Raw genomic sequence first — 18,318 nt, forward strand, 5'->3', positions numbered from 1 at the left:
CGGAGCTGGCCGAGAGTTCCTGGCTACCCGACGAGACGTTGTCGGAGGCCGACAGCGCATCGGCGACAACGCCACGCAGGCGCTCCACCATGCTGGCAAGGGCGAGACCCAGCGTGTCCTTGTCGGACTGCGGCTTCGGCGTGACCATCAGATCGCCCTCGGCGATCTTCTCGGCGACGGTCGCCATTTCCTTCAGGTTTGACGTCATGCGATTGATCGTATCGACGAGGTCCTTGATCTCGTCATTGGTCTTCATCTCGACGTTCTGATCCAGATCGCCGATCGCCACGGCTTCGGCAACAGCCATGATCTTGCGCAGGCCGGCGCTGATGCCGAGCGCGATCCACAGAGCCGTGATGGCAGCCACCAGCGTGGCGATGACGGAGATCGCAATGAGAAGTGTGCGGGTCGTGGCGTAGTCGGAGTCGGTAGTGGCCTTGGCCTGCTGGAGGCGGTCACGGTTGATCTGCACGCCCTCTTCCAGTTTCTTGGTCAGGGCATTGGCGGCATCGCGGCCTTCGTTCGACGAGGATTGGGTCGCCGCTGCGGTGTTGCCGTTGCGGACGAGTTCCTGAATGCGGCTGTCGCTCGCTTCGAACTTGTCGACGTTCGAGCGCAACTCCTGCCAGAAGTCGCGGGTCGCTGCACTGGCGGTGGAGGCCATCTCTTCGAAGATCTGGCGGAATTCGGCGCGGCTCTCGTTGCTTGCTTCGATAAAGGTCTGCAACTCCTGAGGTGTCGTCGCCAGGATCATGTTCTTCTGGGCACGCACGGTCGCAAGGGAAATGGCATTCAATTGCTGCATGCGGTCGAGTCGCGCCACTGTGCCGTCGATGACCTCGTCCATGCCGGCCTTGGAATTGGCCAGGCTGAAAACGCCATAGCCGGCCGTGCCGACAAGCGTGAGGATGAGAAAGCCGAAGGCGATGGCGAGCTTGAGCTTGATGGTGAAACGCATGTTCCTGTGTCCCGGATGTGTGTCGGTGGATGGAGCGACGAGTGTTTGTCGCCGTGCTGGTGGCAAGCCGACGCTTCAAGGAAGGGAGGCGATCCATTCACCTCTTGCTTCGATGGCTTTCCGGCACTTGCGGTCCCAGCGCATACACACGCGGGTCCTGGCTACGGCGCCCCCTCAAGGGCGCCGCACAGTCTCATTCCTCCCGGAGAACGCCTCAGGCGCTCTCCTTGAATTCCCGGTCCGTAGCGTCCGGTCCACCCATGCTGAGGTCGAGAGCGAAGCCCTTGACCCGGGCCTGCTGGGCCGCAACGGTAGAGGTAGCCTGCCGCGGTGCCGGGCGGGCCTGGGCCTTTGCCGCGGGGGCGGATCGTGCGGCGGCGGCAGCCGGCTTCGGCTGAATGCCGCGGGCGGCCGTGTCGACCTTGAAGAAGGCGATCGAGCTCTGCAGTTCTTCCGCCTGGGCGGCCAGTTCTTCCGAGGTTGCCGACATTTCTTCCGAGGCGCCGGCATTCTGCTGGGTCACCTTGTCGAGCTGCTGGATCGCCTCGTTGATCTGGGCAGCCCCGATGTCCTGCTCGCGGCAGGCAGCCGAAATCTCGGCCACCAGTTCGGCGGTCTTGCGGATGTCCGGCACCAGCCGGTTCAGCATCTCGCCGGCATTCTGCGCCGACTGCACGGTCTCGCCGGACATGGCGCTGATTTCGGCTGCGGCCGACTGCGAGCGTTCGGCCAGCTTGCGCACTTCGGAGGCGACGACGGCAAAACCCTTGCCGTGTTCGCCGGCGCGGGCGGCTTCGACTGCAGCGTTCAAGGCGAGCAGGTCGGTCTGGCGGGCGATTTCCTGGACGATCGAGATCTTCTCGGCGATCGTGCGCATGGCGGCAACCGCGCGGTTGACGGCATCGCCGCTGGTCTCGGCATCCTTGGCCGACTGGCGGGCGATCTTTTCCGTCTGGGCGGCGTTGTCGGCGTTCTGCTTGATGTTGGCGGCCATCTGCTCCATCGAGGCGGAGGCCTCTTCGGCCGAGGCGGCCTGTTCGGTCGCGCCCTGGCTCAGCTGCTCGGAGCTGGCCGAGAGCTCCTGGCTACCCGACGAGACGTTGTCGGAGGCCGACAGCGCATCGGCGACAACGCCACGCAGGCGCTCCACCATGCTGTTGACGTAACCCAGCAGTTCGCCGATTTCGTCGCGGCTGGTAATGGCAGCCGTCCGGGTCAGGTCCCCTTCGGCAACATCGCGAACGACGTTGACCGCGCGACCGAGGCCACGGCTGATCGAAAGCGAGAGCCAGATTGCCGCACCGACGGCCAGAATGACTGCCACGCCGGCAACGCCCGTAAGCAATGTACGGGTGTCCTCGTAAAGGCTCTGATTGGTTTCCACGGCCGTGGAGAGTGCCTTCTCGTTGCGGTCCACGCTGGCGTAGGCCAGCTCGGAGATTTCCGGCAACATCTTGCGCAGTTCGCCGGTCGAGATTTCCTTGGCTGCGAGCATGTCGCCGGCCAGATGCAAGTCGTGCATCTTTCCGTTGAGAGACTTGAGCGTCTCGCCGAGCTCGATCGTACGCTGCCAGCTCACTCGTCCCGTCTCGGAGGCAATCGCTAGCGATTCGCCCGCATAGTTGAGAAGTGCGTCGATATGGCTATCGGCCAGCTTGTAGTACTTCTCGACGTCTTCGCGGGTCTCGGAAAGAAGCGCATTCTTCTGGGCGCGTACCGTTTCGGCCTGTTCCGTCGTCACGCGCAAGGCATATTCCAGGCGCTTGACGTTTCCTGTGACGAGTTGCTCAGCCGACGAATTGATCGTGCTCAGGCTCGTGATCCCATAGAGCGTGATGCCCACCAGCATCAGGATGATCGCCGCAAAGGCGATCGAAAGTTTCAATTTGATAGTCACGCGCATCTTACCCCTCTGAAGATCCGTTGGCTCAAGCCGCCGCTGAGACGTCTCGCTTTGCCGAGAAAATTTCGTTCAAGTTTGGAATGATCACAAAGTCCGCGCCCCGCTTGACGAGGCAGTCGATGTAGTCGGCGCGCCAGCGCATACCGATGCTCGGAGGGTTTTCCCGCGACGCCCGGTTGAGCGTCGTCACCTCGTGCACCTTGTCGGTGCGCACGCCCACCAGGGTGGGCTCGCCCTCTATGTCCAGCTCGGCAACGATGATCCGGCTGTCGATGGTCGGCTTCGTCGCCTCCATACCGAAGGCCAGCCGGATGTCGGCGAGCGGAATGACCTTGCCGCGGAAATTGATGACGCTGCCGACGAAGGGACGGGCGCCGGGGACTGCCGTTTCCGGCAGGAGGTCGAGGATTTCCTGCACCATCGTGGCGTCGAAGGCGAAGGTCTCGCCGGCGAGGTCGAAGGTCAGGACCTCGCGGTCATCCTTGTCGCCCCATTGAGCGGTGGTCTGCTGAGCTGCTGTCTGCATCATCCGGCCGCGCGCAACTGCGCCTCCTGTTGTTGTCCGGCCGCCACCAGGTGAGCGACATCCAGAATGAGTGCCACGCTGCCGTCGCCGAGGATGGTGGCGCCCGAGAAGGTCGCCACGTCGTGGTGCAGCTTGGAGAGCGATTTGATCACCGTCTGGTGATCTCCGATGATCTGGTCGACGACGAGGCCGACCCGCTCCGAGCCGGTGGAGATCACGACGATCTTCTGGAACGGATCCGGCTGAGTTCGGGTGTTGAAGAGTTCCCTCAACCGGATGAACGGGACGAGGCTGTCACGCAGCGAGATGAAGCTGCGGCCGCGCGAGCGCAGGTCATCTTCGGGCGAGAGCTCCAGGCATTCCTCGACCGCCGAGAGCGGGATGACGTAGGCGCCGGTGCCGACGCGCACCAGCAGGCCGTCGATGATGGCGAGCGTCAGGGGGATGCGAAGGGCGATTTCCGAGCCGTTGCCGGGCGCGCTGCTGACTTCGATCGCGCCACGCAGGGCCTCGACGGTCTTCTTGACGACGTCCATGCCGACGCCGCGGCCGGAAAGATTGGTGATCTGCTGGGCGGTGGAGAATCCCGGCTGGAAGATCAGCTGCAGCAGTTCCTGGTCGCTGAGCGATGCGCCCGGCTGGATGAGGCCCGAGGACTCGGCCTTGGCGCGCACCCTCTCGCGGTTGATGCCGCGGCCATCGTCCTTGACGGTGATGATCACTTCGCCGCCCGACTGGCGCGCCGACAGACGCACGTGGCCCGCTTCCGGCTTGCCGGCGGCGCGGCGCTCGTCCGGGGTTTCAAGGCCATGGTCGATCGAATTGCGCACCAGATGAACCAAGGGATCGGCGAGGCGATCGATGACGGTCTTGTCGACCTCGGTGTTTTCGCCTTCGGTCTCCAGCTCGATCACCTTGCCCGTCTCGCGCGACAGGTCGTGCACCAGGCGGCGGAAGCGGCCGAACAGGCTGGCGACCGGCATCATGCGCAGGACCATCATCGTGTCGCGCAATTCGCCCGACAGCCGTTCGATGTCTTCCGACACGGCGCGAAGCTGGATCTCGATGCTGGCATCGGCAAGCTGGGAAAGGCGCGACTGGGCAATCACCAGTTCACCGACGCGGTCCATCAACTCGTCGAGACGCTCGGCCGGGACGCGAACGTTTTCGGAGGCCTTTGCCTGCTTCTGGTCGGTCGCTGCGGCTTGAGGCGCCGGAGCGGCTGCGGGCGTCGTGGCCTTCGCCGCGGTTTCCACGGCCGGTGCGGTTACGGTCTCGACGGCAATCTCGACCGCCGGCTTCGTCTCGCGAAGGATCGGTTCGATCGACAGTTCCATCTCGTCCATGACGAAGATGAACACGTCCTCGATGGCCGCGCGGTCGGCCCCGGTCAGCAGTTCGACGGTCCATCCGAGATGGATGTCGGACGGATTGAGGCTGTCGAGCGGCGGCAGCTTGGTCCTGTCGACCGTGATACGGCAGTCGCCGAGATCGCGCAGCTCATCGAGCAGGCCGAGAGGGTTGGTGCCGTTGGCCATGGCATTGGCCGGAAGCCGGAAGCGCACCGTCCAGCCGGCACGATCGCCGCCGTCCTGCCTGGCGGGCACCGGTGCTTCCGGTTTGGCCGAGGAGACGACAGTCGCGTTGTCGCTGCCATTGACTGCTGCGTGGAGCAAGACGAGCAAGGTGCTGCTCGTGTCCTCGTGGTCGCCGTGCGGTGTCTCGATCAGGGCCCGCATGTGGTCCTGGGCGGCGAGCACGGCCGCGACCAGTTCCTGGGTCGCGGGAACGTCGCCCTTGCGGACGCGGTCGAAGGCGGTCTCGCAATGATGGGTAAAGGCCGCAAGGGCATCGAAGCCGAACATGGCGCCTGAGCCCTTGAGCGTGTGAAGGCCGCGGAAGACCGCGTCGATCTGATCCTTGTCGTCGAGCCTGTGGGTCAGGTCGAGAAGGCCGATCTCGATCTGCTCGAGAAGTTCGGCCGCCTCCGTGAGAAAGACGGCAATCGGATCGGTGTCGCTCATTTGCCGAGGACTTTCCTGGTGATCTTGACGAGGTTTTCCGGATCGAAGGGTTTGGTCAGCCATCCGGTGGCGCCGGCGGCCTTGGCCTGGCTCTTGATCTCGCCGTCGGATTCGGTGGTGAGGAAGATGACCGGCACGCCGGTATGGGCCGGCATCTTGCGCAGTTCCCGGATCATGGTCAGTCCGTCCATGTTCGGCATGTTCAGGTCGGTGACGATCAGGTCGAACGCGCCCGTGGACAGCTTGGCGATGCCATCGGCACCGTCGACTGCTTCGGTCACCGTGTAGCCGGCATTCGACAGCGCGATCTTCGTGGTCATGCGAATGCTGGCCGAATCGTCAACGGTCAGGATGTGTGCGCTCATTGGACGGATCCCTTGTGAAGCCAGAACTGTGCGTCCTCATGCGACGCGTTTTCGATGAAGCCGGCCCGCCCGAGTACGCCCAGCAGCGGGCCGCTGGCTGGTTGCGCCAGCGTCAGTGCCTTGCCGTGCGCGCCGGCATAAAGACGTGCCGACTCCACGAGCTGAACGAAACTGAGATCCACCTCGGGTTCGCCGGGGAGGTCGAGCACGACAGGTTTCGTGCCGGACAGTGCGGTCAGTATTTCGGGATAAAACTTGGAGATATTTCGAATATTCGTAGCGTCTTCTAATTTAACTACAATAGAGTCGAGGTCGCCGTTTAACATTACTTCGAATCATCCACAGAGGAGCCGATATATGTCAAAATATTGGCGTTTGCAGATTAATAGATCGTAAAAATACTTAGCGACTTCATGCACCCCAAAACGGGTGTGCAAGATCGACACTCGCAACGGTGGCATTGCGTTAACTAAGTGAGTGCCAATTTTCGCATTTTTATCATGCTGTTAATGGCCATCGCGCTAGGTGTGCTGCGAACGCGATTGCTGAACGGTGAACGAGACGCCCCCTTCAATAGTGAGGGGAAAATGAAGGGCGTCCTGGAGGCCGGAAGTAAAACGTTTCGAAAAGATAATTTAGATAAAGACAAAAAGACTCTCGAAAACGGAGAAAAAAGTGTCGAGGAATCAAGCAACGGCCTTCGCCACAAGCCTCACCCCCGCAGACGGTCTCGCCGCGGGGCTCGAGAATGCCCGGTCCCGGATCGAGACGCGCTTCCTCGAAGGAGGCACCGTCCTGCTCGGGGTCCTCGATTCCGTTTCGAAGATGATCGATACGCTCGATACCATGATGGTTTCGCTGAACGGCGAGGCGGCAGAGCGCACCCGGGCCGACCTTGCCCGCATCATGGCGAAGCTGACCGAGCTGCCCCGCCTCGAAGAAGAACGCCAGCACAGCCTGTCGAAGATCGGCGACATAGAGCATTCGCTCGTCGAAGAGGTCGGGCGCATGCGCGAGACGCTGCGCTATCTGCGCACCTTCGCGCTGACTGCGAAGATCACCGGCGCCGGCGTCAGCGAGTTTGCCGGCTTTGCCGAGGAGATCATCGATCGCATCCGCTACGGCAGCGATCAGGTCGAGAGCTTTGCTGCAAAACTCCTCGAGCTTTCGGTTCAGCTCAAGCCGGCCGCCGCGCGCGGCCAGCAGATCCTCACCAGCTACCGCGATCTCGTACCGAATATCGCCGCAGAACTCGCGCGTGGGGCCGGTCAGTTGACGGAGCACCACAACCAGCTTGCCGTTGCGGCGAAGTCGGTGCGAAAGCTTGCCGGCGCCGTCCAGGCGAAACTGGCGACCGTTCTTTCGGCCATGCAGGTCGGCGACATCACCCGCCAGCGCATCGAGCACTGCCAGTCGAGCCTTTCCCTCATCGACGACTATCTCGACAGCGCCGCGGGCCAGGCGCTCGACGCCGGACAGCGCTCGCGTCTTCGCGCCTGCGTGCTGACGCTGGTGCACCGCCAGCTCGACCAGACGCGCGCCGACTTCCGCCGGGATACCGCCAAGATCGTCTCCACGGTCGGCAGCTTCAACAAGGATATCTCCGCAATCCTGTCCCTGCGGCAGGGCATGAACGATGACGAGGGAACCGGCAATAGCCTGATCCGCCAGCTGGAAAGCAATATCGCCAGTGCGCAGGGCGTGGTGCAGACCGTGACGGCGACTGCCACCGAGTCCGATGCGCTGAGCCGCAGCACGGGCGTGATCGTGCGCGAACTGCTGGACGGGATCGAGATCGTCCGGGTGGTGCGAACCGACATCCAGTACATGGCGCTGAACACGAACCTGCGCTGTAGCCGGATCGGCGAGGAGGGCCGGGCGATCAATGTCGTGACCGCGGAGCTTCGCGTCTTCGCCGGCCAGATGGACGACAGCGCGGAGAGCATTCTCGGGCGGCTCCAGGAACTCGGCGTCTGCGCCGAGGCCCTGGCCGGTGGAGCGGACGTCACCGGAGATACCGAAATCGGCCTCTACCAGCAGCTGGCGGTGGCGCTCGACGACATCCGCCAGGCGGCGGACCGCATGGAGGCAAGCCTGACGGCTGTCGACCAGCAGGGTCGCGCCGCGGTCCAGCACATGGAAACGACCATCGCCAAGCTCGACTTCCAGGCGGAACTGGGCGACATCCTCGACCACTGTGCCGAACTCATTGCCGAGCAGAGGCCGGCGAGCCTGCCTGATACCTCCGACCTGCACGGGCCGATGGGCGAAGTCGGTTCCGGCATCGGGCGGCTCTATACCATGGCCGCCGAGCGGGAACTTCATGTCAAGATCTTCGGGGCTTCGCCGGCACCTGCCGTCAGCCTGGCTGCAGCCGAGACCTCGGCAGCACCGGCATCCGATGAAGAACTCTTCGACGAAGCGCTTTTCTAGGGCGCTGCGCCGACGCGGCGCACTGCCGGTATTACGCGGCCGGTCCTTGACATGGTAACCGTGACAAATGCCGGCTGCGACATCGTCTCCGGCGCCGGCGGTGGCATATCCGTTGCGCGGGCGGCCTCTTCGCCTGTATGGGTCAGCGAGTTTCGCTGATGACGCGCCGCGCGCGATCAGCGGCACGCCCTATCGAGGCTCCGGGAGGACAGAATGCAGATTGCCATCGTTACCGTGTCGGACCGCGCCAGCCGCGGGCAGTACGAGGATCTGAGCGGGCCGGCGATCGAGGACTGGCTGAAGGAGGTCATCACCTCGCCCTACGAGACCATCAAGCGGATTATCCCGGATGGTCTCGCATCGGTCCGGGACGAACTGATCGCGCTCTGCGACGAAAGCCAGGTCGACCTGATCCTCACCACCGGCGGAACCGGGCCGGCACCCCGCGACGAGACGCCGGAGGCCATGCGCGAGGTTCTTGTCAAGGAACTGCCGGGTTTCGGCGAACAGCTCCGGCGCGCCAGCCTCGAACAGACGCCGACCGCCATCCTGTCGCGCCAGACGGCCGGCACGCGCGGCAAGACGCTGATCATCAACCTGCCGGGCAAGCCGAGCTCGATCCGTTTCAGCCTCGACACGATCTTTGCCGCCGTGCCCTATTGCCTCGACCTGATCGGCGCCGGCCGCATCGAAACCGATCCCGCCCGCATCAAGGCTTTTCGCCCGACTTCCTGACATTGCAGCCCGAGGACGGCGACGCATCGCCGCCGTCATCCGGCCAGGCTCTGCATATAGGCGCGCCAGCCGCGATGCGCCGTGATGTCCTCGGCGCCGGTCAGGGCGACCGGTTCGACGAGAAAACCCTTGGCTGAGGTGCCGTCCGAAAGCTCGATCGTGCCGATGCCGAGCGGCGAGGGGATGGCGGCGACGAAGCGGCCGAAGGCATCCGGCGTCAACTGCCAGACTTCGACCTCGATCATCGCGCCGTCGTCGCCGCTACTGCGGATCAGGCCGGGTTTGGGTGGCCTGGTTCCGGCGAGCGCATGAAGCCGGTAGGTTTCGGCGGTCCGCGTCGCGCGCGAAAACCGCGCGTCGAGATCGCGGAGCTGGCTGTTGAGAGGCATGCCGGAGAGATGCGCACCGACCACGACGAGATCGATCAGATCCTCTCCGGTTTCCACGGCTGGGACCGCGCGATCCGGAAGCGTCCAGTTCGTGGCGCCGAGCGTCAGGCCGCTGGCGGCATGCAGGTCGGCGGCGAGCGAGGCCGTCAGTCCGTCCTTGCCGAAACCGGCGAGCAGCGTCACGCTGGCCGGCAGCCCGTCGCTGCGCTTTCCGGTCGGCACGGCGATGCCACACATGTCGAGCAGGTTGACGAAATTGGTATAGGTGCCGAGACGCGAGTTCTCGCGGATCGGCTCGGCTTCCAGATCCTCGACCGTGTAGTGCGTCGGCGCGGTCGGCACGCAGATCAGGTCGACCGAAGTGATCACCGGGGCGAGCTTTCGCTTCAGCGCTTGCAGTGCATAGAGGCCGTTGAAGGCATCGGCTGCCGAGAGGTTCTTTGCCCCGCCATAGATCTTGCGCGTCACCGGATGGAAGCTTGCCTCATGGGCGTCGAAGAAATCCCTGACTGCCGCATAGCGCTCGGCCACCCAGGCGCCCTCGTAGAGCAGGTTGGCGGTCGCGTAGAAGTCGGCAAAGGGCAGGTCGACGAGCTTGTGGCCCATGCCGGCCAGTGTGGAGAGCGTCTTTTCATAGGCCGCTTCCATCACGGTATCGCCGAAGAACTGGCGGTCAGCCTTTGCCGGAACGCCGATGGTCAGCACGGGCGGGGCGGTACCGTATCCCTCGGCACCCACTGTGCGGGAATAGGCATCGCTCTCGTCTGGTTTGGCTGCGACGGAAAAGACCCGCCAGGCATCGTCGACGGTCAGCGCGAAGATTGAGACGCAGTCGAGCGTGCGGCAGGCGGGAATGACACCGGTCGTCGAGAGCGCGCCGACGCTCGGTTTCAGCCCGACGATGTTGTTGAGTCCGGCGGGAATGCGCCCCGATCCGGCCGTATCGGTGCCGAGCGCGAAGCTGACGATGCCCTGGGCAGCGGCGACCGCCGAGCCGGAACTCGATCCGCCCGGCACGAGCCTCGGGTCGATGGCATTGCGCGGGGCGGGGAAGGGCGTGCGCACGCCGACAAGGCCGGTGGCGAACTGGTCGAGATTGGTCTTGCCGATCACCAGCGCACCGGCTGCCTTCAACAGCCGCACGGCCGTCGCGTCCTTCTCGGGCAGGTAGGCATAGTCCGGGCAGGCGGCGGTGGTCAGCATGCCGGCAACGTCGATATTGTCCTTCACCGCGAAGGGAATGCCCCAGAGCGGCTTGGCGATCGGATCGAACGCGCCGAGCGCCTCCGCCTCCGCCATCAGCGAGGTCTTGTTGGCCAGATGCAGGAAAATGCCGGGGTCGTCGACGGCGGTGATCCGGGCGAAGACGAGGTCGATCATTGCTTCCGCCGTCCAGCCCGTGCGGTAGGCCGCGTGCAGCGAGGCGATATCGAAGGCTTGGGTATCGGTCATCACAGATTCCCTTCGAGTATGGTCACGGGCCGGTCCCACTGGATCAGCACGACGCAGCCGGTCTCGCTCCAGACGGAGTGTTCGGTGCCGGTGGCGTTGACGACCAGCGAGCCGGTGCCGTAGTCGCCGGCCTCGTCGGACTGGCTGCCGTCCAGGACGAAGATGGTTTCGAGGCCCTCATGGCGGTGAAGCGGCACCGACGCGCCGGCATCGTATTTGAGAAGCGCGACGCCCGGTTGGTCGTCGTCGAAGGGTCTGATCCAGTGGATCGTGACACCGTCACGAAAGGGTCTGAAATCCAGCTCTTTCCAGCCGCCGGACGTCAGGTTTTCACGCATTGCATCAGGCACAGGCTATTCCTTCCAGTAGATCGTCGAGATGGGCGGTCCAGCCGACGATCGCGCCTTGGGCGCGGATCATCTCGATGGCTGCGGCCTTGAATTGGGGAAAATAGCTCTCCGTGGCTTCCTCGACGAGCAGGCATTCGTAACCGCGATCGTTTGCCTCGCGCATGGTCGTCTGGACGCACACCTCGGTGGTGACGCCGGCAAAGACGAGTTGGCTGATGCCACGTTGCTTCAGGATCTCGCCGAGCGGCGTGGCGTAGAAGGCGCCCTTGCCTGGTTTCTCGATGACGATCTCGCCGTCAATCGGTGCCAGCTCGGCAAGGATCGCCGTACCGGGTTCGCCGGCGATCAGGATGCGACCCATGGGTCCTTCGTCGCCGATGCGGAGCGAAGGATTGCCGCGGTCGCGCTTGGCGGGCGGCAGGTCGGAGAGGTCCGGCCGGTGGCACTCCATGGTGTGGATCACCGGCAGCCCGGCTTCGCGAAAGCCCTCGATCAGCCGCTTGACGTCGGGCACGATCTTTCCCACCCGGGCGACGTCGTTGCCGAGGCTCGCGCCGAAACCGCCGGCTTCGGCAAAATCGCGCTGCATGTCGATGACGACCAGCGCCACGGCGTGGCGCCTCAAGGGGAAGGCGAAGGGTTGTGCGACAATGTCGGCCATCAGTGATGCCCTGCCATATGGGCGCCGATGACGGAAATATCCGCCTCGCGCGCCGGAGTGTCGTAGACCAGCTTGCCGTCCGACATCACCATGATGCGGTCGGACATTTCCATCAGTTCGTCGAGATCCTCAGAAATCAGCAGAACGGCCGTGCCGGCATTGCGCGCCTTCATGATGCGGGCGCGGATTTCCGCCACGGCGGAGAAATCAAGCCCGAAGCAGGGATTGGCGACGATCAAGAGGTCGACCGCGCCGGTGAGTTCGCGGGCGAGCACGGCGCGCTGCACATTGCCGCCGGAGAGCGATGCGATCGGCGAAGCGGGGGAGGCGGTCTTGACCTTGAAGTCGGAAATCAGCGCCGCACCCCGCTTGCGCATGGACCTGCCGTCGAGCCAGGTGGCATTGCCGCCGGCCTTCTTCACGTCGAAGGTGCGGAAAGCGAGGTTTTCCGTCACCGTCATGCGCGGCGCGCAGGCATTGGCGAGCGGTTCCTCGGGAATGAAGCGCACATTGTTCTCCCGCGTCTCGGCCCGCGTCGCGCCATAGCGTTTTCCCTTGATGATGACTTCGCCCGCCTCGGTCGGCCGTTGGCCGGCCAGCACTTCGGCCAGTTCCTTCTGGCCGTTGCCGGAAATGCCGGCAATGCCGACGATCTCGCCGGCGTGCACGACGAGATTGTCTATGTCGATCGTCTTCAGGCCGGTGCGGTCCGGCGCGCGGACGTTTTCGATGGCGAGGATGGGGACCGCATCGTTGGCGACCGGCAGGCGCGTGTCGAGTTCGGCCAGCTTGACGTCGCCGATCATCATCGCCGCCATGTCCTTCGTCGATAGCTCGGACACCTTGCCGCCGCCCATAAGCCTGCCGCGGCGGAGAACGGAGACGGCATCGACGAACTTCGTCACCTCGTGGAACTTGTGGCTGATCATCAGCACGGTGAGCTCGCCGCGTTCCGTCATGGCGCGCACGAGGCCGAGCATGTCGTCGGCCTCTGCCGGAGTGAGCACCGAGGTCGGTTCGTCGAGGACGAGAAAGCGGCGGCCGAGATAGAGCTGCTTGATGATTTCGAGCTTCTGCTTTTCGCCGGCCGCAAGCTCGCTGACGGGCCGGTTGAGCGGAATGTCGAAGGGCATGGTTTCCATGAAGGCGGACAGCCCCTGGCGCTCCTTTGCCCAGTTGATCACCGCGGGCACCTCCGTCCGGCTGATCACCAGGTTCTCCGCGCCGGTCAGCGACGGGACGAGGGTGAAATGCTGGTAGACCATGCCGAGACCGTGGGCGGCCGCATCGCGGGGCGAGGCAATGGCCACTTCCCGGTCGTCCACCTGCAACTGCCCGGATGTCTGGCGGTAGAAGCCCATGATGCATTTGACCAGCGTCGACTTGCCGGCGCCGTTTTCTCCGAGAAGCGCGTGGAACGAGCCCGGCGCGACCTTGATCGACACCTGGTCGAGCGCGGTGAAGGAACCGAAGCGCATGGTCATGTCCACCGTCTCGATGCCGACGGCGGGGATCGCCTTGTGCGGAGGGATTTCGCCGACGATCATGGCAACTGCCTCACGAGCGTTTCGGAGTTGGAGACGGAGCCGAACACGCCGCCCTGCATCTTGACCATCTTGATCGCCGCGAGGTGGTTGCCGTAGTCGGTCGCGCCGCAGCAATCCTCCAGCAGCAGGCATTCGAAGCCGCGGTCGTTGGCCTCGCGCATGGTGGTGGACACGCAGACATCGGTGGTGATGCCGGTCAGGATGATGTTCTCGATGCGTTTCTGGTTGAGGATCAGTTCGAGATCGGTGGCGCAGAACGAGCCCTTGCCGGGCTTGTCGATGATGACCTCGCCGTCGATCGGATAGAGCTCCTCGATGATGTCCCAGCCCGGCTCGCCACGCACGAGGATCCGGCCGCAGGGGCCTGGGTCGCCGATGCCGGCATGGATGCGCTGCGAGCGCCAGCGTTTGTTGGCCGGCAGGTCGGCGAGGTCCGGCCGATGGCCCTCGCGCGTGTGGATGATGTGGTAGCCCTTGGCCCGCATGGCGGCCAGCACACGCTTGATCGGCTCGATCGGTGCCCGCACCAGCGCGAGGTCGTAGCCCATATGATCGACATAACCGCCGGGGCCGCAGAAATCCGTCTGCATGTCGATGATGATGAGGGCCGTGTTGTCGGGCCGGAGCTTGCCGTTGTAGGGCCAGTTGTAGGGATCGGCGTCGATGTAGCTGAGGTCGGACGCGGCCGGGGCGATGGAGGCGAGGCTGTTCACGTCGGTGCTCCTATTTGACGAGGGAGAGGGCGCCGGGCATGCCGGCGAGCGGTCGGGTCGGGGAGGACGTGGCGATCATGATGATCAGCGTCATCACGTAGGGTGCGGCGTAGAAGAGATAGTAGCCCTGGCTGACGCCGACCGACTGCAGGGCAGGTCCTAGCGCGCCGGCGCCGCCGAACAGGAGCGAGGCGAGGAAGCAGCCGATCGGATTCCAGCGGGCGAAGATCACCAGTGCGACGGCCATCAGGCCTTGCCCTGAGGAAATGCCTTCGTTCCACGAGCCGGGATAGAAGAGTGACAGATAGGCGCCGCCGATGGCGGCAAGCGCGCCGCCGGCGGCAGTGGCGACGAGGCGGATCGTATCCGGATTGAGCCCCATGGCACGCGCCGCATCCGAGCTATCGCCGACCACCCGGAGGATCAGGCCGGTGCGGGTGTTCTTCAGCGCCCACCAGAGGAAGACCGCAAGCGCCGCCCCGATCAGGAAGAGCACGTTGATGTTCAGCGCCGACTGCACCTGCGGCAGGCTCGACCAGTTGCCAAGCGCGATCGACGGCAGCTTGGGTGCCGAGGGCTGGATGAAGGGCTTACCGAGGAAGAAGGCGAGGCCCAGGCCGAACTGCATCATGGCGATGCCGATGGCAATGTCGTTGACCTTGGGAAACTTGCAGATGAAGCCATGAATGAGGCCGAACAGGGCGCCGGTGGCCATGGCCGCCAGGACGCCGAGCCATGGCGAGCCGGATATGACGGCGGCCGCATAGGCGCTCATCGCGCCGAAGACCAGCGTGCCCTCGAGGCCGAGATTGATGCGGCCCGAACGCTCGGTGATGGTCTCGCCGAGGCTGACGAAGATGAACGGGGTGGAGACACGGATCGCACCGGCCAGTACCGCGAGCGGCACGCCCCAGAAGCCCAAAGCTGTGTCGTCCATCACGCGCTCCTTTTCCACAGATCGGGGTTGAAGGCCTTGAAGCGGCCGTAGAGCGTCTCGCAAAACAGGATGACGACGAAGAGCGTGCCCTGAAGCACGAGAACCGTCGCATCCGGCAGGCCCATGCGGCGCTGGATCAGCCCGCCCGAGGCATCGATGCCGCCGAGCAGGATGGCGACCGGAATGATCGCCAGCGGATTGTGGCGGGCGAGGAATGCGACGAGGATGCCGGCATAACCATAGCCGGCGATCAGCGCGCCGTTGGCGCTGCCCTGCACGGCGGCGACCTCGATCGTGCCGGCGAGGCCGGCAAAGGCGCCGGCGAGCGCCGTCAGCCCGACCACCAGCCGGCCGACCGGAAGACCCTGGATCTGGGCGGCGCGGACATTGCCGCCGGCCACCCGGGCGGCAAAGCCGAAGCTCGTCCGCTCGATCAGGATCCACGATCCGATGCAGGCCAGAACCCCGATCACCAGACCCCAATGCACGTCCATGCCGGGGATCTTGCCGAGCATGAATTCCGGCGGAAGCTGGACGGTCGAGGGTTTGTTGAGGCTCGCCGGATCCCGCAGCGGACCTTCGATCAGGTGGTTCATCAGGGCGATGGCGATGTAGGAGAGCAGCAGCGAGGCAATGGTCTCGTTGACGCCGCGATAGTGGCGCAGGAAACCGGCTAGCCCGATCCAGATGCCGCCGATCACCATGCCGGCGATCGCCATCAGCATCCAGGCGAGGAGCGGCGGGGCGGCTCCGATCAGCGGTACGGCGATTGCGGCGCCTGCCAGGCCGCCCAGCACGACCGCCCCTTCCGCGCCGATGACGACGAGGCCGAGGCGGGCGGGAAGCGCGACACAAAGGGCCGTCAGCAGGAGCGGCGCTGCCCGGCTCAGCGAGTTCTGGATGGAAAACCAGCTGCCGAAGCCGCCGGCATACATCAGCTGGAAGAGCTGAAGCGGCGACTTGCCAATCGCGGCAATGAACACGGAAAACAGCGCCAGTCCGACGACGACGGCAAAAAGCGCGATCGCCACCGGCTCGGCCCGGCGCGCCAGGCCTTCAAGGAGAGGCCGGAGGTGTCCGGCCCGCCCGGTGAACGGCGGCAGTGTTGGCATGTTGGCTTCGATGGTCATGACGCCGCCGCTCCGTTCAGGTTACGAGGTCGAGCCGACGACGCCTTCGACGAGATAGTCCATGCTTTCGAGCTCGATCGCATCCTCGGGGAAGGACTTGCCCTCGGCGACGACGACATTGCCCTTGTTGTCCTTGATGCCGCCCTTGAACACCGAGAAGCCGCCGGCCATGATTTCGCCAAGCGTCGTTTCGAACTGCTTGCGGCCGGCTTCAGGAACGGCCGGACCGAGCGGGCTCATCTTGACGAAGCCGTCCTTGAGGCCGCCACGGACGAAATTGCCGAGCTTTTCGCCCGCCTGAGCCTTCTTCACGAAGTCGGTGTAGACATTGCCCCAGGCCCATTCGGCGCCCGTGAGGTATTTCTCCGGCGCGAGCGGGCTCTGGTTGGCGTGGTAGCCGCAGACAAAGGCGCCGCGGCCGGCGGCCGTCTCGACCACGACCTTCGGGCTGTCGACATGGCAGGTGATGACATCGGCGCCCTGGTCGACAAGGGCATTCGTCGCTTCGGCCTCCTTGACGGCGAGCGACCATTCGCCGGTGAAGATCACCTGGCAGGTGATGGCCGGATCGACGGAACGGGCGCCGAGCAGGAAGGAATTGATGTTCTGCAGCACCTGCGGAATGGGCTTGGCGGCGACGAAGCCGATCTTCTTGCTCTTGGTGGCGTGGCCGGCGGCGATGCCGTTCAGATACTGGCCCTGGCCGATGTAGCCGAAATAGGAACCTGTGTTTTCCGGGTGGACGCCTTCCTTCCACATGCCGCCGCAATGGCGGAACTGCACGTCGGGGTATTTTTTCGCCATCTCCAGCATGTGGGGGTCGAAATAGCCGAACGAGGTGGGGAAGATCAGCGAGGCGCCGTCGAGGTTGATCATCGATTCCATGGTCTTTTGGACGTCGACGGTCTCGGGAACGTTCTCCTCCTCGATCACGGTCACGCCCGGCATGGCCTTGATCACGGCTGCGCCTTCGGCGTGAGCCTGGTTGTAGCCGTAGTCGTCCTTCGGGCCGACATAGATGAAGCCGACGGTAAGCGCCGCCTGCGCGGCGGCGGTCGAGCCGAGGAGACCGGGAGCAAGACCGGCCAGGGCGACGCCGGTGGCGGAGGATTTCAGAAAGCTGCGGCGGTTCATGCGAAGGAGTTTGGTCATGGGAATGCTCCTTGTGGCGGCAAAGGCCTGGTTCAAATGATCACAAGGAAAGTGTATGCAATCACCGTGCCAGAAATTAAATCATTGAAAAATATATGTTAAATTCGAAGCCCTGGAGTGCGACGCGCAAAGTGTATGCAGTTTTATGGCGGATATGGCCAATAAATCATCATTGTTTGAAAAATATGCGCCTGCTTCGAAGAAAATGCCGAAATGGCAGTGTGCTTCCGTTTCGACGACATGTCGAACGTCAGAAATGATAAGATAATCAGTTGCTAAGCTGTCAGGTTTGACTCGTTCGAAATTGCCATGCATCTGTATGCAGACGTGAAGAGAGCCGAGTCGCGCGTGAACACATCGAAGAAGAGAGAGATTGTCCGCACCGGCACGACCGTCGAGCAGATGGTGCGGGCCATCGCCGACATGATCGTGACCGGGCAGATGAAGCCCGGTGACAAACTGGACGAAATCTCGCTGGCGGGCCGCTTTGAAGTGTCACGAACCCCGGTGCGGGAGGCTCTTCGCGAGCTGTGCGCCATGGGGCTTGTCGACCGGCAGCCGAACCGCAGTGCGGAAGTCACCAATGTGACGGGCCACTATCTCTCCTCCATGTTCGAGGCCATGGCGGAGCTTGAAGGCATCTGCGCGCGGCTCGCAGCGGCGCGCATGACGGTCGATGAACGTCATGCGCTCGAGACGATGCACCGGGCATCCATGCGTCTCGTTCATTCCGGCAATGAAGAAGCCTATGCCGCGCACAACATGGATTTCCATACGCTGCTCTATCGCGGCGCTCACAATGATCACATCTATGATCTCGTGACCCAGACCCGCGCCCGCCTTGCGCCGTTCCGTCGCGCGCAGTTTCGCCTGCCGGGCCGGCTCAGCCGATCCTTCGAGGAGCACCAGGCGATCGTCTCGGCGATCCTCAAGGGCGACGCCACGGCTGCGGGCAAGGCCGCCTATTCCCACGTTTCGATCGTGCGGGATGCCAGCACGGTCTTTGCCTCGGAAGCAAAGGCCGTGTGATCCCGATACGCGGC

At 64.0% G+C, this 18,318-nt stretch carries 17 protein-coding genes; 3 read left to right on the forward strand and 14 right to left on the reverse strand.

Annotated features, from left to right (window positions below):
- The 6 genes from L867_RS26270 to L867_RS0124120 form a co-directional block, all read right to left on the reverse strand.
- Nucleotides 1–958 (reverse strand): MCP four helix bundle domain-containing protein (locus tag L867_RS26270; RefSeq protein WP_037174444.1); only part of this gene is annotated, 958 nt, incomplete at its 3' end.
- Between the two features lie 214 nt (nucleotides 959–1,172).
- Nucleotides 1,173–2,861 (reverse strand): methyl-accepting chemotaxis protein, encoded by a 1,689-nt coding sequence (locus L867_RS0124100; RefSeq protein WP_028739220.1) that lies wholly within the window; start codon nucleotides 2,859–2,861, stop codon nucleotides 1,173–1,175.
- 25 nt (nucleotides 2,862–2,886) lie between these two features.
- A complete protein-coding gene (locus tag L867_RS0124105; RefSeq protein ID WP_028739221.1) occupies nucleotides 2,887–3,390 on the reverse strand; it encodes a chemotaxis protein CheW in 504 nt (167 codons plus the stop codon).
- On the reverse strand, nucleotides 3,387–5,411 hold the full coding sequence (locus tag L867_RS0124110; protein ID WP_028739222.1) for a chemotaxis protein CheA: 2,025 nt from the start codon (nucleotides 5,409–5,411) through the stop codon (nucleotides 3,387–3,389). The genes L867_RS0124105 and L867_RS0124110 overlap by 4 nt, the downstream gene beginning before the upstream one ends.
- Nucleotides 5,408–5,776 (reverse strand): response regulator, encoded by a 369-nt coding sequence (locus tag L867_RS0124115; RefSeq protein ID WP_028739223.1) that lies wholly within the window; start codon nucleotides 5,774–5,776, stop codon nucleotides 5,408–5,410. The genes L867_RS0124110 and L867_RS0124115 overlap by 4 nt, the downstream gene beginning before the upstream one ends.
- Nucleotides 5,773–6,102 carry an STAS domain-containing protein gene (locus L867_RS0124120; protein ID WP_037174446.1) on the reverse strand — a complete coding sequence of 110 codons (330 nt, stop codon included), beginning with the start codon at nucleotides 6,100–6,102 and terminating at the stop codon, nucleotides 5,773–5,775. Before L867_RS0124120 ends, L867_RS0124115 begins: the two co-directional genes overlap by 4 nt.
- Nucleotides 6,103–6,451: 349 nt before the next feature.
- On the opposite strand from L867_RS0124120, the gene L867_RS0124125 reads away from it, so the two are divergent.
- Nucleotides 6,452–8,209 carry a hypothetical protein gene (locus L867_RS0124125; RefSeq protein WP_028739225.1) on the forward strand — a complete coding sequence of 586 codons (1,758 nt, stop codon included), beginning with the start codon at nucleotides 6,452–6,454 and terminating at the stop codon, nucleotides 8,207–8,209.
- A gap of 213 nt (nucleotides 8,210–8,422) precedes the next feature.
- Nucleotides 8,423–8,944, forward strand: coding sequence for a molybdopterin adenylyltransferase (gene mog, locus L867_RS0124130; RefSeq protein WP_028739226.1), 522 nt, complete (start codon nucleotides 8,423–8,425; stop codon nucleotides 8,942–8,944).
- Between the two features lie 35 nt (nucleotides 8,945–8,979).
- Here the strand turns inward: mog and atzF are convergent, their stop codons facing one another.
- The 8 genes from atzF to L867_RS0124170 are packed head-to-tail and all read right to left on the reverse strand — an operon-like array spanning nucleotide 8,980 to nucleotide 17,275.
- Entirely contained in the window at nucleotides 8,980–10,785 is a 1,806-nt protein-coding gene (gene atzF / locus L867_RS0124135; RefSeq protein WP_028739227.1) for an allophanate hydrolase, read from the reverse strand.
- On the reverse strand, nucleotides 10,785–11,135 hold the full coding sequence (locus tag L867_RS0124140; RefSeq protein WP_028739228.1) for a cupin domain-containing protein: 351 nt from the start codon (nucleotides 11,133–11,135) through the stop codon (nucleotides 10,785–10,787). Before L867_RS0124140 ends, atzF begins: the two co-directional genes overlap by 1 nt.
- The gene (locus L867_RS0124145; protein WP_028739229.1) at nucleotides 11,128–11,796 is read right to left on the reverse strand and encodes a cysteine hydrolase family protein; all 669 of its coding nucleotides are present in this window, start codon (nucleotides 11,794–11,796) and stop codon (nucleotides 11,128–11,130) included. The genes L867_RS0124140 and L867_RS0124145 overlap by 8 nt, the downstream gene beginning before the upstream one ends.
- Complete coding sequence (locus L867_RS0124150) at nucleotides 11,796–13,343, reverse strand: ABC transporter ATP-binding protein (RefSeq protein WP_028739230.1); 1,548 nt, start codon at nucleotides 13,341–13,343, stop codon at nucleotides 11,796–11,798. Before L867_RS0124150 ends, L867_RS0124145 begins: the two co-directional genes overlap by 1 nt.
- Nucleotides 13,340–14,056, reverse strand: coding sequence for a biuret amidohydrolase (biuH, locus tag L867_RS0124155; protein ID WP_408606007.1), 717 nt, complete (start codon nucleotides 14,054–14,056; stop codon nucleotides 13,340–13,342). Before biuH ends, L867_RS0124150 begins: the two co-directional genes overlap by 4 nt.
- 10 nt (nucleotides 14,057–14,066) lie before the next feature.
- Nucleotides 14,067–14,993, reverse strand: coding sequence for an ABC transporter permease (locus L867_RS0124160; protein ID WP_028739232.1), 927 nt, complete (start codon nucleotides 14,991–14,993; stop codon nucleotides 14,067–14,069).
- On the reverse strand, nucleotides 14,993–16,123 hold the full coding sequence (locus tag L867_RS0124165; RefSeq protein WP_028739233.1) for an ABC transporter permease: 1,131 nt from the start codon (nucleotides 16,121–16,123) through the stop codon (nucleotides 14,993–14,995). Before L867_RS0124165 ends, L867_RS0124160 begins: the two co-directional genes overlap by 1 nt.
- Nucleotides 16,124–16,144: 21 nt before the next feature.
- The gene (locus L867_RS0124170; protein WP_028739234.1) at nucleotides 16,145–17,275 is read right to left on the reverse strand and encodes a BMP family ABC transporter substrate-binding protein; all 1,131 of its coding nucleotides are present in this window, start codon (nucleotides 17,273–17,275) and stop codon (nucleotides 16,145–16,147) included.
- A 309-nt stretch (nucleotides 17,276–17,584) separates the two neighbouring features.
- On the opposite strand from L867_RS0124170, the gene L867_RS0124175 reads away from it, so the two are divergent.
- Nucleotides 17,585–18,304 carry a GntR family transcriptional regulator gene (locus L867_RS0124175; protein ID WP_051439200.1) on the forward strand — a complete coding sequence of 240 codons (720 nt, stop codon included), beginning with the start codon at nucleotides 17,585–17,587 and terminating at the stop codon, nucleotides 18,302–18,304.
- Nucleotides 18,305–18,318 lie beyond the last annotated feature (14 nt).

The organism is Paenirhizobium selenitireducens ATCC BAA-1503, from assembly GCF_000518785.1.
Lineage (GTDB): Bacteria > Pseudomonadota > Alphaproteobacteria > Rhizobiales > Rhizobiaceae > Allorhizobium > Allorhizobium selenitireducens.

What these genes read in the sequence shown, in the direction of transcription:
- L867_RS0124105 (WP_028739221.1), bottom strand. Translation starts at nt 3,390, where the DNA reads ATGATGCAGACAGCAGCTCAGCAGACCACCGCTCAATGGGGCGACAAG.
- L867_RS0124165 (WP_028739233.1), bottom strand. Translation starts at nt 16,123, where the DNA reads ATGACCATCGAAGCCAACATGCCAACACTGCCGCCGTTCACCGGGCGG.
- L867_RS0124150 (WP_028739230.1), bottom strand. Translation starts at nt 13,343, where the DNA reads ATGATCGTCGGCGAAATCCCTCCGCACAAGGCGATCCCCGCCGTCGGC.
- L867_RS0124100 (WP_028739220.1), bottom strand. Translation starts at nt 2,861, where the DNA reads ATGCGCGTGACTATCAAATTGAAACTTTCGATCGCCTTTGCGGCGATC.
- L867_RS0124170 (WP_028739234.1), bottom strand. Translation starts at nt 17,275, where the DNA reads ATGACCAAACTCCTTCGCATGAACCGCCGCAGCTTTCTGAAATCCTCC.
- L867_RS0124175 (WP_051439200.1), top strand. Translation starts at nt 17,585, where the DNA reads ATGCATCTGTATGCAGACGTGAAGAGAGCCGAGTCGCGCGTGAACACA.
- atzF (WP_028739227.1), bottom strand. Translation starts at nt 10,785, where the DNA reads ATGACCGATACCCAAGCCTTCGATATCGCCTCGCTGCACGCGGCCTAC.
- L867_RS0124160 (WP_028739232.1), bottom strand. Translation starts at nt 14,993, where the DNA reads ATGGACGACACAGCTTTGGGCTTCTGGGGCGTGCCGCTCGCGGTACTG.
- L867_RS0124115 (WP_028739223.1), bottom strand. Translation starts at nt 5,776, where the DNA reads ATGAGCGCACACATCCTGACCGTTGACGATTCGGCCAGCATTCGCATG.
- L867_RS0124145 (WP_028739229.1), bottom strand. Translation starts at nt 11,796, where the DNA reads ATGGCCGACATTGTCGCACAACCCTTCGCCTTCCCCTTGAGGCGCCAC.
- L867_RS0124110 (WP_028739222.1), bottom strand. Translation starts at nt 5,411, where the DNA reads ATGAGCGACACCGATCCGATTGCCGTCTTTCTCACGGAGGCGGCCGAA.
- L867_RS0124120 (WP_037174446.1), bottom strand. Translation starts at nt 6,102, where the DNA reads ATGTTAAACGGCGACCTCGACTCTATTGTAGTTAAATTAGAAGACGCT.
- mog (WP_028739226.1), top strand. Translation starts at nt 8,423, where the DNA reads ATGCAGATTGCCATCGTTACCGTGTCGGACCGCGCCAGCCGCGGGCAG.